The 12,744-nt window shown below is 41.7% G+C and carries 14 protein-coding genes; 12 read left to right on the forward strand and 2 right to left on the reverse strand.

What is annotated here, in order from left to right:
* Nucleotides 1–576 precede the first annotated feature (576 nt).
* The 12 genes from sufC to Q8G36_RS01145 all read left to right on the forward strand — a co-directional run bounded on the left by sufC (nt 577) and on the right by Q8G36_RS01145 (nt 10,571).
* Nucleotides 577–1,362, forward strand: coding sequence for a Fe-S cluster assembly ATPase SufC (gene sufC, locus Q8G36_RS01090; protein ID WP_034310141.1), 786 nt, complete (start codon nt 577–579; stop codon nt 1,360–1,362).
* Nucleotides 1,363–1,377: 15 nt separating this feature from the next.
* Nucleotides 1,378–2,679 carry a Fe-S cluster assembly protein SufD gene (sufD, locus tag Q8G36_RS01095; RefSeq protein WP_305158577.1) on the forward strand — a complete coding sequence of 434 codons (1,302 nt, stop codon included), beginning with the start codon at nt 1,378–1,380 and terminating at the stop codon, nt 2,677–2,679.
* Nucleotides 2,679–3,908 (forward strand): cysteine desulfurase, encoded by a 1,230-nt coding sequence (locus Q8G36_RS01100; RefSeq protein WP_305158578.1) that lies wholly within the window; start codon nt 2,679–2,681, stop codon nt 3,906–3,908. Before sufD ends, Q8G36_RS01100 begins: the two co-directional genes overlap by 1 nt.
* A complete protein-coding gene (gene sufU, locus Q8G36_RS01105; RefSeq protein ID WP_034310148.1) occupies nt 3,898–4,326 on the forward strand; it encodes a Fe-S cluster assembly sulfur transfer protein SufU in 429 nt (142 codons plus the stop codon). The genes Q8G36_RS01100 and sufU overlap by 11 nt, the downstream gene beginning before the upstream one ends.
* A gap of 55 nt (nt 4,327–4,381) precedes the next feature.
* A complete protein-coding gene (sufB, locus tag Q8G36_RS01110) occupies nt 4,382–5,779 on the forward strand; it encodes a Fe-S cluster assembly protein SufB (protein WP_061465485.1) in 1,398 nt (465 codons plus the stop codon).
* Nucleotides 5,780–5,971: 192 nt separating this feature from the next.
* Nucleotides 5,972–6,820: a DUF72 domain-containing protein gene (locus tag Q8G36_RS01115; protein ID WP_305158716.1), complete on the forward strand. Its 849-nt coding sequence runs from the start codon at nt 5,972–5,974 to the stop codon at nt 6,818–6,820.
* A gap of 84 nt (nt 6,821–6,904) precedes the next feature.
* Nucleotides 6,905–7,732, forward strand: a complete 828-nt coding sequence (locus Q8G36_RS01120; RefSeq protein WP_305158579.1) for a sulfite exporter TauE/SafE family protein — start codon at nt 6,905–6,907, stop codon at nt 7,730–7,732.
* A 16-nt stretch (nt 7,733–7,748) separates the two neighbouring features.
* Nucleotides 7,749–9,134 carry a bifunctional metallophosphatase/5'-nucleotidase gene (locus tag Q8G36_RS01125; protein WP_305158580.1) on the forward strand — a complete coding sequence of 462 codons (1,386 nt, stop codon included), beginning with the start codon at nt 7,749–7,751 and terminating at the stop codon, nt 9,132–9,134.
* A gap of 61 nt (nt 9,135–9,195) precedes the next feature.
* Nucleotides 9,196–9,498 carry a YunC family protein gene (locus Q8G36_RS01130; RefSeq protein WP_305158581.1) on the forward strand — a complete coding sequence of 101 codons (303 nt, stop codon included), beginning with the start codon at nt 9,196–9,198 and terminating at the stop codon, nt 9,496–9,498.
* A gap of 434 nt (nt 9,499–9,932) precedes the next feature.
* Entirely contained in the window at nt 9,933–10,139 is a 207-nt protein-coding gene (locus Q8G36_RS01135; RefSeq protein WP_305158582.1) for a hypothetical protein, read from the forward strand.
* 31 nt (nt 10,140–10,170) lie between these two features.
* The gene (locus Q8G36_RS01140) at nt 10,171–10,287 is read left to right on the forward strand and encodes a hypothetical protein (protein ID WP_305158717.1); all 117 of its coding nucleotides are present in this window, start codon (nt 10,171–10,173) and stop codon (nt 10,285–10,287) included.
* The gene (locus tag Q8G36_RS01145; RefSeq protein ID WP_305158718.1) at nt 10,287–10,571 is read left to right on the forward strand and encodes an HD domain-containing phosphohydrolase; all 285 of its coding nucleotides are present in this window, start codon (nt 10,287–10,289) and stop codon (nt 10,569–10,571) included. The genes Q8G36_RS01140 and Q8G36_RS01145 overlap by 1 nt, the downstream gene beginning before the upstream one ends.
* Before the next feature lie 215 nt (nt 10,572–10,786).
* Here the strand turns inward: Q8G36_RS01145 and yunB are convergent, their stop codons facing one another.
* Nucleotides 10,787–11,536, reverse strand: coding sequence for a sporulation protein YunB (gene yunB / locus Q8G36_RS01150; RefSeq protein ID WP_305158583.1), 750 nt, complete (start codon nt 11,534–11,536; stop codon nt 10,787–10,789).
* Between the two features lie 86 nt (nt 11,537–11,622).
* Nucleotides 11,623–12,615, reverse strand: a complete 993-nt coding sequence (locus Q8G36_RS01155) for a M23 family metallopeptidase (RefSeq protein ID WP_370694004.1) — start codon at nt 12,613–12,615, stop codon at nt 11,623–11,625.
* Between the last annotated feature and the right edge of the window lie 129 nt (nt 12,616–12,744).

The raw sequence follows: 12,744 nt of genomic DNA on the forward strand, positions 1-12,744 counted from the left end.
GGATTGGCTACAGTGAGTACAGTCGAAACTTAGACCTACGTATCGAGGTTGAGAAAGAACGGGATAGGGAACATGTAAAGTGCAACAAAATGGTCAAGGACCTACAACGCAAAATTCACGGCTAAGCATATAAAAGAGTTCTTTAAAAGATCGGTCTGTAGAGGTAAAATGGAAAGTGGTCCATAAAATAAGGGTTTCCTTATTGGATAAACTTACATAATGCCTGGCAGTCCGATCTTTTTCTTTTTGAAGCGGAACGTTCATACCTTGCAATCGAATTCTTTGAACATATATTAATAAGGAAGAAGATTTGCCGAATAATAAGATAATTTTAACAAAAGCTAAAATAAGTATGATTATGCAGTAAACAGGCTATATCTGTTAGTATTGAAAGAATAGGACAGGTTTTTAACATGGAAGAAGTAGAAACCTCTATCTATTTAGTTGATTCCAAATTGGATTTGTTATAAAATTGGAATGAGAATAAAGTGAGAATGCTTTTACGTAAATTATAGTAAAGAAAGTAATCTTTACTTTCTGGTAATAAAAATGGAATTAGTTCACGGAGGTATTATTATGTCAGCTTCTACATTAACGGTTAAAGATCTTCACGTATCAATTGAAGGTAAAGAGATTTTAAAAGGGGTAAACCTTGAAGTCAAAGGTGGAGAAATCCATGCGATCATGGGACCAAATGGAACTGGTAAATCCACTTTATCATCAGCGATCATGGGTCATCCTAAATATGAAGTAACTAGCGGAAGCATCACATTCGATGGTGAAGATGTATTGGAAATGGAAGTCGACGAGCGCGCTCGTGTCGGTCTATTCCTAGCTATGCAATATCCAAGTGAAATCAGCGGTGTTACAAATGCTGACTTCTTACGTTCTTCCATTAACGCACGCCGTGAAGAAGGCGATGAAATTTCATTGATGAAATTCATCCGTCAAATGGACCAAAAAATGGAATTCCTTGAAATGGACGAAGATATGGCGCAACGCTATTTGAATGAAGGTTTCTCTGGCGGAGAGAAAAAACGCAACGAGATTCTTCAATTAATGATGATCCAACCTAAAATTGCAATCTTGGATGAAATTGATTCAGGTCTAGATATCGATGCACTTAAAGTCGTTTCAAAAGGAATCAATGAAATGCGCGGAGAAGACTTTGGATGCTTGATCATCACTCACTACCAACGTCTATTAAATTACATCACTCCTGATTTTGTACATGTTATGATGCAGGGACGTGTCGTAAAATCAGGTGGTCCTGAACTTGCTGCCCGCTTGGAAGCGGAAGGTTATGACTGGATTAAACAAGAATTGGGCATTGAAGACGAAACTGTTGGCGAAGAAGCGTAAGTAGGAGGATTTGCAATGACTACAGAAACGAAATTACCGTTTGAACAAGAGGATATAAGCTCCTATTCAACTAAAAATAATGATCCAGCTTGGCTATCCGAGCTTCGGATTCAAGCGTTTTCTGAATTAGAAAAGCTCCCGATGCCAAAGCCGGATAAAACGAAAATCGATAAATGGAATTTTACTTCTTTCCAGACTCATACGGTTGAAAGTGAAGCTTTTGCCTCTTTAGAGGAGCTTCCGGAAGAAATTAAATCCATCATTGAAGAAAATGGAAACTTATACATTCAACGCAATAATACGCCGGCACATATCAATCTGTCAGCAAATGTGAAAGAACAAGGCGTCATTTTCACGGATATTTTAACAGCGGCTCGTGACCATGCTGAGCTCGTGCAAAAATATTTCATGAAAGACGGCGTTAAAATAGATGAACATCGTTTAACAGCACTTCATGCTGCATTAGTTAATGGGGGAGCATTCCTTTATGTTCCGAAAAATGTAGAAATCAAAGAGCCGATTCAATCGGTATTCCTGTTGGATAATCCAGATACTACACTTTTCAACCATGTCTTGATCGTAGCGGAAGATAATAGCTCTGTCACATATGTAGAGAACTACTTCTCAACCGTTGAGTCTAACGAAGGGATTGCCAACATCGTAACGGAAGTAATTGCAAATGCGAATGCGAAAGTCGAATACGGAGCGGTCGATACCCTTTCAAAAGGCTTCACGACATATGTTAACCGCCGTGGAGTGGCAGGACGTGACGCTCGTATTGAGTGGGCACTTGGCCTGATGAACGATGGAAATACGATTTCAGATAATACAACATATCTAATGGGCGATGGCTCTCACGGTGATACTAAAACCGTTGTAGTCGGACGCGGGGAACAAAAACAGAACTTTACGACAGCCATTATTCATTTTGGTAAACGCTCTGAGGGCTATATCCTTAAGCACGGTGTCATGAAAGACGCCGCATCCTCCATTTTTAATGGAATTGGGAAAATAGAGTATGGTGCAACAAAGGCTAATGCCGAACAAGAATCACGCGTATTGATGTTAAGTGAAAAAGCACGCGGAGACGCCAATCCAATCCTCTTGATTGATGAAGATGATGTAACGGCTGGTCATGCTGCTTCCGTCGGTCGTGTTGACCCGCTTCAACTGTATTATTTAATGAGCCGTGGTATTACAAAAAAAGAAGCAGAAAGACTTGTCATTCACGGATTCTTGGCCCCTGTTGTTAACCAGCTTCCAATTGAGGGAGTTAAAAAACAATTAGTAGCGGTCATTGAAAGGAAAGTACAGTAATGAACCCATACGAAATTCGTAAGCTTTTTCCAATATTAGATCAAGAAGTCAATGGTCAGCCATTAGTTTATTTAGATAGTGCTGCAACCTCTCAAAAACCGGCTGCAGTGATTGAAGCGATTGAGCAATATTACCGCGGATACAACTCGAATGTTCACCGCGGGGTGCATACACTAGGAACAAAAGCTACGGATGCGTATGAAGGTGCACGTGAAAAGGTACGTAAATTCATTAATGCTACTTCTACAGAAGAAATCATCTTTACCAGAGGCACAACGACTGCTTTAAATACTGTAGCAAAAAGTTACGGTGGTGCAAATGTTAAAGAGGGTGACGAAATCGTCATCTCTTACATGGAGCATCACAGTAATATCATCCCGTGGCAGCAGCTTGCCAAAGAAAAAGGCGCTGTACTGAAGTATATTCCGCTTCAGGAGGATGGAACGATTTCCCTTGATGATGCGAGGGCTACAATTACGGATGCAACGAAAATCGTTTCCATCATGCAGGTTTCGAATGTACTTGGTGTTATCAATCCTGTGAAGGAAATCGCAAAAATTGCCCATGAACATAATGCTGTAATGGTAGTTGACGGGGCACAAAGCACGCCGCACCTAAAAGTGGATGTCCGTGATTTGGATTGTGACTTCTTTGCCTTCTCAGGTCATAAAATGGTCGGTCCAACAGGTATCGGCGTATTATATGGCAAGAAAGATCTTCTTGAAAAAATGGAGCCGATTGAATTCGGCGGAGAGATGATTGATTTTGTAGGTTTGTATGAGTCTACATGGAAAGAACTCCCGTGGAAATTCGAAGGCGGTACCCCAATCATTGCCGGCGCCATCGGCATTGGTGCTGCAATTGATTTCTTGGAAGAAATCGGCTTGGATAATATTGAACGGCATGAACATAAGCTCGCTGCTTATGCAATGGAAAAAATGTCTGCAGTTGAAGGGCTGACCATTTACGGTCCTAAAGATGCAGAAAAGCGTGCGGGTGTAATAACCTTTAATATTAATGACGTACATCCACATGATGTCGCTACCGTTCTTGATGCAGATGGAATTGCTGTCCGTGCCGGTCATCATTGCGCACAGCCATTAATGAAATGGCTTGACGTATCATCGACAGCAAGAGCAAGTTTCTATCTATATAACACGGAAGAAGATATTGATAAGCTTGTGTCCGGGCTTGTTAAAACGAAGGAGTATTTCAGTAATGTCTTTTGATAATCTAGATACACTTTACCGTCAAGTCATTATGGATCACTATAAGAAACCGCGTAATAAGGGCATGCTAGAAGATGGAAGCATGACAATCGATATGAATAATCCAACCTGCGGCGATCGGATTCGTTTAACGATGAAGATTGAAGATGGCAAGGTCAGCGATGTTAAATTCGATGGTGATGGATGTTCGATATCCATGAGTTCGGCTTCCATGATGACTCAAGCCATTAAGGGCAAAGACGTTGATACTGCTCTAGCGATGTCCGAGACTTTTTCCTTAATGATTCAGGGAAAAGAATACGACGATGAGATGGACCTTGGGGATATTGAAGCCCTTCAAGGTGTTTCCAAATTCCCAGCCCGAATCAAGTGTGCGACCCTAGCTTGGAAAGCCATGGAAAAGGGATTGAAGGAATAATTAAATTAAAATGAGCTGTTGTAATTCAGCCATTTGAAATGGAGGAATACGAGCTATGGCAAAGAAAATGCCTGAAATCGGCGATTATAAATATGGCTTTGCGGATAAAGATGTTTCCATCTTCCGTTCAAAGCGTGGTCTGACAAAAGAAATCGTGGAAGAAATTTCTCGAATGAAGGATGAACCGCAATGGATGCTTGACTTCCGTTTGAAATCATTGGAGCATTTCTACAACATGCCAATGCCTCAATGGGGCGGCGACATGCAGAGCCTGAACTTTGATGAAATCACATACTATGTTAAGCCTTCGGAGAAATCAGAGAAGTCTTGGGATGAAGTTCCTGAAGAAATCAAACAGACTTTTGATAAATTGGGAATTCCAGAAGCCGAACAAAAATATCTTGCCGGCGTATCTGCTCAATATGAATCAGAAGTGGTTTACCATAGCATGAAAGTGGAATTGGAAGATTTGGGTATCGTGTTTAAAGATACGGACTCAGCACTTCGTGAAAATGAAGATATTTTCCGTGAGCATTTTGGAAAAACAATCCCGCCCACTGACAATAAATTCTCGGCATTGAACTCAGCAGTTTGGTCAGGTGGATCTTTCATCTATGTACCAAAAGGCGTTAAAGTGGATACTCCGCTTCAAGCTTATTTCCGGATTAACTCTGAAAACATGGGGCAATTCGAACGTACGCTAATCATTGTTGATGAAGGCGCATCCGTTCACTATGTAGAAGGTTGTACAGCTCCTGTTTATACAACTAACTCCCTTCATAGTGCGGTTGTTGAAATCGTCATCAAGAAAGATGCTTACTGCCGTTACACGACAATCCAAAACTGGGCAAACAACGTGTTTAACCTGGTTACGAAACGTGCGGTTTGTGACGCTAACGCAACAATGGAATGGATCGATGGTAACATCGGTTCCAAATTGACAATGAAATATCCAGCTGTCATCTTGAAAGGTGAAGGTGCCCGCGGTATGACATTATCCATTGCCATTGCCGGCAAAGGCCAACACCAAGACGCTGGAGCAAAAATGATTCACCTAGCGCCAAATACATCTTCAACGATCGTATCAAAATCAATTTCTAAACAGGGCGGTAAAGTAACATACCGTGGTATCGTTCATTTCGGACGTAAAGCGGATGGAGCTCGTTCCAACATTGAATGTGATACATTAATCATGGATAATCAGTCTACATCTGATACAATCCCTTACAATGAAATCTTGAATGATAACATTTCCCTTGAACACGAAGCGAAGGTTTCCAAAGTATCTGAAGAACAGTTGTTCTACTTGATGAGCCGCGGAATTTCTGAGCAAGAAGCAACGGAAATGATCGTAATGGGCTTCATCGAACCGTTTACAAAAGAACTTCCAATGGAATATGCGGTTGAAATGAACCGTCTGATCAAGTTCGAAATGGAAGGCTCCATCGGATAATAACCGACTGGCCGGCCTGTAAGGCGATTTAGATAACCATTCATACAAAAGCCTGCCGGGTCTGACTGGCAGGCTTTTTGTTTTGATATTCGGCACCCTTAGTCCAAAGATTAGATATGGCTCAATGAGGGTAAAAAAACAACAAAAGAAGAAGTCAGAAATGGGGCCTGTCCCGAAGGAGTGATGATGCAGATGATTTATGTTGGTGTGACCGGTTGGGGTGATCATGATAGTTTGTATCATGGCGGTGTGTCCCAACGTGATAAACTCAAAGAATATGGGGCTCATTTTCCCGTTGTGGAGGTGGATGCCTCATTTTATGCAATCCAGCCAAAGAGGAACAGTGAAAAGTGGGTATCCGAGACGCCAGCATCATTCCAGTTTGTCGTTAAAGCCTATCAAGGGATGACAGGACATCAGCGTGGGGAAATCCCATTTGAAAGTAAGAAGGAAATGTTCAAGGCATTTCGCGACTCTCTGGAAGCTTATCAGAAGTCCGGCAAGCTCGCGATGGTCTTATTTCAGTTTCCGCCATGGTTTGATTGTAAACGTGAAAATGTGAATTACCTACGGTGGTGCAAAGCTGAAATGGCCGATATTCCAGCTGCCATAGAATTTCGGAATCAAAGCTGGTACAGACCCGGCGTAGTCCAGCAAACTTTGGACTTTATCGAAAAGGAAGGCTGGATCCATACTGTATGCGATGAGCCGCAGGCTGGGGAGGGATCCATTCCTGTCGTTCTGCATGCCACCGATAAAGATAAAACCCTGATACGCTTTCATGGGCGTAACCTGCATGGTTGGCAAAGGTCTTCTTCGGGGGATAATTGGCGTGAGGTCAGGTACTTATATAGATATAATCAGCAGGAATTGATTGAATGGGTGGAGAAAATCAGGATATTGGAAAAGGAGTCCAAGGAGATATATGTCCTGTTCAATAATAACTCAGGCGGAGATGCCGCTGATAATGCCAAACAAATGATTGAGTTACTTGGTATAGAATATGAAGGACTGGCTCCTAAGCAGCTTGGTTTGTTTTAAGAGGAATTATATAATTAATAAATAGATGATGTGACAAGCTAGTAGAGGTAATATCCTCACAAACAGGTAAAGGCGGATTTCTTCATGGTATGGTTAGTATTAGTGGGTATTGGATTATTAGCGGGATCAATCGGCGCTCTTGTCGGTCTGGGCGGCGGCATCATCATTGTGCCTTCTCTTTTATATTTAGGTACATCTACAAATATTATCGATGAGCTGACTCCTCAGGTCGCCGTAGGTGTTTCAACCGTAATCATGATTTTTACCGGCTTATCTTCCACTTTATCTTATTTAAAACATAAAGTGGTGGATTATAAGGCCGGCTTAATCTTTTTTATTGGCAGTGCACCTGGTGGAATAATAGGGGCCTATGTGAATAAAAACCTTAACGCCGAAGCTTTTTCATTGTACTTTGGAATTTTCATGGTGTTCATGGCTATCGTGTTATTAGTGAAAAATCGTTTGAAGCCAATGCTTTTCAAGCCTGGAAAAGGAAAGATAGTGAAAACGTATAAAACTGAAAATGGACATTCATTTTCCTATGGTTACCACCCCTTGTTAGCGGTATTGATATCTTTTGTCGTGGGATTCAGCTCCGGGTTATTTGGAATTGGCGGTGGTGCCTTAATGGTTCCTGTCATGATGCTTCTTTTCTTCTTCCCTCCGCATATGGCTGTAGCAACTTCGATGTTCATGGTATTTCTATCTTCCATCACTAATTCGATTACGCATATTTCCCTTGGAAATGTAAATTGGCCATATGCTTTTGCCCTGATTCCTGGTGCATGGTTCGGTGCTAAATTGGGCGCATTAATAAATACGCGCCTAAAGAGTTCGTCGTTGGAAAATATGTTGAAAATAGTGCTGATAATCATTGGTTTACGTCTTATATATCAAGGTATTACAGGATAAACGAGGAGGAGAAATGATGTCAGAAATCATTCATTTATATCACACCAATGATCTCCATAGTCATTTTGAGAATTGGCCTCGTATTGATAAGTTTCTTAAAGAAAGAAGACAACTTCATCAAGAAACGAGAGAAGAAGCGATCATACTGGATATAGGCGATCATGTGGACCGCTGGCATCCATATACAGAAGGTACATTGGGTAAAGGAAATATTGAACTGCTGAATGAAGCGGGCTACCAATATGTGACCATCGGCAATAATGAAGGGATCACTTTACCTCATGATGCGTTAGACTCCTTATATGATCAGGCAAGGTTCAAGGTCTTGGCAGCCAATATTTATTACGGCAATAATGAAAGGCCGGAATGGGCGCTGCCATATTGGATACATACAACGGTAAAAGGCACCAAAATCGCGATGATAGGTTTGACTGCCTTTTTTCAAAAGTTTTATTCTGCGATGGGCTGGGAAATTACAGAACCATTCGTGGAGTTAAAGGCACAGCTCGAAAGGGTCAAAACAGAGGCGGATGTTATCATCATCCTTTCCCACCTGGGCATCCATGATGATGAGAGGATGGCAGAGGACTTTCCGGAGATTGACATCATACTTGGCGCGCATACCCACCACATCCTCCACCAGGGTAAATTGATAAATGATACACTCCTTTGCGGTGCAGGGAAATATGGTTTCTTTGTTGGACAGGTGGAAATGGCCGTCAATCAGGAAAAGAAAATTACCCAGAAGAGTGCCATTCTTTATGATACCAATGACTTTTTGGAATTGGAGAATGAACGGGCATGGATTGAAGAGATATACCAGGCAGGGGGGGAAACGCTAAAACAGGTTGCAGTGGACTTACCAATAGCGCTGGATAATGATTGGTTCAAAGGAAGTCCTTTGACGGAAATCCTTGGGGAGGCCCTAAGGGAGTGGAGTCAGGCGGATTGTTCCTTTTTGAATGCCGGTCTTCTGCTCGAAGGGCTGCCGAAGGGACCTGTCACAAAAGGGGATATTCACAGAATCTGTCCACATCCCATCAATCCTTGCGTCGTTGAAGTTAATGGGAATGAATTAAAGGAAATCTTAATGCAATCGAGAAATGAGGAGTGGCCCCATATTCAGGTGAAAGGTTTCGGTTTCCGCGGAAAAATCATGGGAGTCATGCGTTATGATCAAATTGAATTTAATGAAATGGAGAATGGAATCGTAAAAGGGATCTTTATAAAAGGAGAGAAACTGCAGACGGATAAGTCCTATAAACTGGCCATACCTGATATGTTCACGTTTGGGCACTTCTTTCCTAGTATCCAGCGCTCCAATCGCAAGAAATACCTATTACCGGAATTCTTACGGGATATCCTTTTATGGAAGCTGAAAAAAATATACACAAACGCCTAACGCTAAATCACGGTTTCGCCCTTTTTCTCATAAAGTATGGGGAAGAAAGGGGCGAAACCAATTGATTAACATGATACCAATAATTCTTGATAATCATACATTCCTAGCCATTTCTGTCCGACTTCCCAAAACGAATTTACTTGCTGTCGCGTCTGAAAAAGGGTATATAATGTGCGGTGCGTTAGATGTTGGACTGCTGAATGATAAATTGAGAGATCGTAAAATCCTTGCAGGGAGGGCCATAGGAGTTAAATCGATTGAAGAGCTATTGGAAGCGCCGCTTGAATCTGTTACCTGGGAGGCTGTGGAAAAGGGCATTCATCCAGGAATGATTGGTAAAGAGGCATTAATCAAAATGATTTGAAAAGGCGGGCTTTCTTTTTCCCAGAAGGGGGCCTTATTTTTTTATCAAAGAAAATGCTGATATTTTTTCAATAAATATGTACAAACAGATCCATTTATAAAGATATTTTCCGATAATCCTTATAAAGGAAATAAACGGTTTGATTGATTTACAAATATTGAATGGGTAAATGGAGTACAAGTATGAGGCTAGCTATTTCAAAGTCCCTAAGTTCTGGAGCAAGGCTCGGTAAAAACTTCTTTAATGAGCGGGGCCATATCCTATTGTGCGAGGGTCTTATATTAACGCAGAAAATGATCAATCGACTGGTGTCCCTTTGTTTACATTCAAGATTCCAGGACGGATGACATTATTCCAATGCCCCCAGTGTCGGAAAACTAAGAAGATAAGCCACTAATACAATTGAAACCACTTTCCTGGACATGAAAAACAAAATGAACCTTGATGGATCATTCACGATAGAGCAGGCTAACGTCAAGTTCACTCAAATAGATCGGAACATTATGGACGAGCTGAAAAGGAATAAAGAGTTAATGACTTTATTGGCCAACGTTTATATATACGATGACTTTATCTTTACCCACTCCTTCAATGTGACCTTATATACCCTGGCGATCGGGATGGAATTGAATATCAATTAATAAGAATCTCGAAGTTCTTGCGCTGGGAGCGATTTTACATGATGTCGGCAAAATGCTCGTGCCTTTGGAAATCCTCCGTAAACCCGGTAAGCTGACGGAAAAGAGTTTGAACAAATCCAAAAACATGCCGATTACGGATTTCATCTAATCAAAAATGTTCATACCGTTTCACTTTTAGTTGCGAATTGTGCCAATCAGCATCATGAAAGGTTAGATGGATCTGGATATCCCCGTGGGTTAAAAGGGGATGAATCCATTATTTCGGCAAGATCATTGCCGTTGCCGATGTGTTTGATGCCGCTACTTCCAATCGGGTTTACCGTAAGTCCATGCTGTCGCATCAGGGATTGGAAGTCCTTTATGCGGAGTCGGGAAAAAGTTCGACAATACGATCATCGAGGCTTTCCGCAGGGCGATTGCCATTTATCCTAATGTTCTATCCGTAGAATTGAATGATGGGAGGAAAGGGGTAGTATCCGCTCAAAATGAGGGGATAGGAGACCGCCCCATGATAAGGATAATTGAAGAAGATGGGGAGCGGATAAAAGAGCCCTATGAAGTGGACTTGAATAAAAACCTGCATTTGCTTATCATGAAATGTCTCAATATACAAGAACCAGCCTAACCTCAAGGATAAGCTGGTTTTTTCATTCCTTGTTTTCCTTCATGATGGCAGGTGCCACCGAACCGTTTCCGTTACTAAAATAACTTGGAACATCACCTTCGATCAGCAGACTTCCGACTGTCACTTCCTGACTCACCTTGGTCTCCTTGGTGAAAGAGGGGATGACGATTTGAATATTGACATCAAAATCCACAATCAATTCATAATAAACATTATTGATGCCTGCGTTTGTCAGTTTTGTCCTCAAATCCGATTCAACATTCCCGATGACTGACATTTTCACTGGGATTTCAGGTCCGTAATTGGAAAGAAGGTTATTCCCGGTTACTACACCAAATGGTATATAATAGACCACACTTTTATATTGTTCATCATTTATTTTGGCTGAACCTGTTTTAAAAGGGTTTCCCTGTTTGATGCCAAGCTTCTTTTGAATATCCTTCGTAATGTTAGCCCGCAATTCACTGTATATGACCGGATTGAAGCTATAGGAAGAACTGGAGTCCTTACCACCCTTGTTGTTGGTGATGATTTTGTTCATATCAACCTTGGCTATATTCTCATCAACCGATTCATGAATCGTTTCCGTTGCAATCCGTTTGATTTCATATTCGGCTACACTCATGATCACGGGTTCGATTGATTTGTCCACGTACCAAAGTGTCATGATGCTGGATATGATAAATAGGATAAATGAATAGAGAAATACTTTTCGGGTGGGAAGGGGCCCCTTTTTTCGGAATTTCTTCGATCGAAATCTTTTTCGGAACACGCTTTAACCCCCTTTACTAATAACTATGCATCAAGTTCAGGGGTTTATGTTCGAATCAAAAAAAAGCAGCGTAAAATTCACGCCGCTCACTTTTGCTTTTTAGCCAGATCTTTCCTTTCCCACAATCTTAAATAGGGGTAAGGGTCAAAGCTCCATTCTGTTATTCCGTTGTCTTTGTACATTCCGTAATGAAGATGAGGAGGGAATTTTCCGGAAGTTCCAGGAGGACCGTAACCCGTACTGCCGACACCTCCGATGACTTGTCCGGGCTCGACGATTTGTCCGACTTTCAACCCTTTGGCAAAGCCGCTTAAATGGGCAAAGTAATGATAGGTATTATTTAAATCCCGTATCCCAATCCTCCAACCGCCGAATTTATTCCAGCCTTTCATTTCAATGATTCCATAGCTAGTGGAACGAACGGGAAGGCTATAATCCGCAAAAATATCAGTGCCCTCATGGATTCTCCTTCCTCCCCATCCACGAGCGCTTCCCCATGTATTTAAGTACGTATAATGGGTCCGTACTGGAACCGGGAAGGCCTTTTCATGTAGATCCAACCGGCCATATTTCTTATAAATCTCGGCATTGCCGATAATGATGCTAACGGCTTTATCTCGTTTATAATAATCCCACAAGCCGATACGGATATTATCTTCATCTGCACCATAAGATTGGAGATGCTTCGAAAAAGCATACAATCGATCGGTATCATTGGTGATATCAGCTTTGCCATCACCATTGCCATCCTGGCCCAGCCCATCAAAAAATGTGATCGTGAACGGGTTCACGTCGTTTAAGTCAGGATTGAGAGCCCCGCTCCACTTTGAAGGCTCGATGTGGATGCCTATTAAACCCTTTGCCGGCTCTAAATCCCTTCGTGCAGCCCTGAGGCTGTGCTCATATTGATCAGCCCCAGCAAGGTAATACCATGGGATTTGGAGGGCAGCCTCCATATTTTTATATAGCTCCATTCTCCCGGCAAAAGCATCTGTGGAGGTATCAGCAGCATTAGCCACTTGGCCTGGTGCATTCAAAATAAACAAACAAGTTATGGTAAGAAGGATTAATTTTTTCAACGGGGCACGCTCCTTTCATGACACTCTCCGTATTTAAAAGACATCAGTCCATCCATCTTTTATAGTTTTGCTGATTTAGCTAGAAACATGAAAAATAAATAATGGGAAACCAACTATAACTTGTATAAA

It is taken from the genome of Peribacillus frigoritolerans, assembly GCF_030676415.1.
In the GTDB taxonomy this organism is placed as follows: Bacteria; Bacillota; Bacilli; order Bacillales; family DSM-1321; genus Peribacillus; species Peribacillus frigoritolerans_A.

Bases quoted from the DNA above. Each gene is read 5' to 3' on its own strand.
- sufC (WP_034310141.1), top strand. From the start codon at position 577: ATGTCAGCTTCTACATTAACGGTTAAAGATCTTCACGTATCAATTGAA.
- sufD (WP_305158577.1), top strand. From the start codon at position 1,378: ATGACTACAGAAACGAAATTACCGTTTGAACAAGAGGATATAAGCTCC.
- Q8G36_RS01100 (WP_305158578.1), top strand. From the start codon at position 2,679: ATGAACCCATACGAAATTCGTAAGCTTTTTCCAATATTAGATCAAGAA.
- sufU (WP_034310148.1), top strand. From the start codon at position 3,898: ATGTCTTTTGATAATCTAGATACACTTTACCGTCAAGTCATTATGGAT.
- sufB (WP_061465485.1), top strand. From the start codon at position 4,382: ATGGCAAAGAAAATGCCTGAAATCGGCGATTATAAATATGGCTTTGCG.
- Q8G36_RS01115 (WP_305158716.1), top strand. From the start codon at position 5,972: ATGATTTATGTTGGTGTGACCGGTTGGGGTGATCATGATAGTTTGTAT.
- Q8G36_RS01120 (WP_305158579.1), top strand. From the start codon at position 6,905: ATGGTATGGTTAGTATTAGTGGGTATTGGATTATTAGCGGGATCAATC.
- Q8G36_RS01125 (WP_305158580.1), top strand. From the start codon at position 7,749: ATGTCAGAAATCATTCATTTATATCACACCAATGATCTCCATAGTCAT.
- Q8G36_RS01135 (WP_305158582.1), top strand. From the start codon at position 9,933: ATGAACCTTGATGGATCATTCACGATAGAGCAGGCTAACGTCAAGTTC.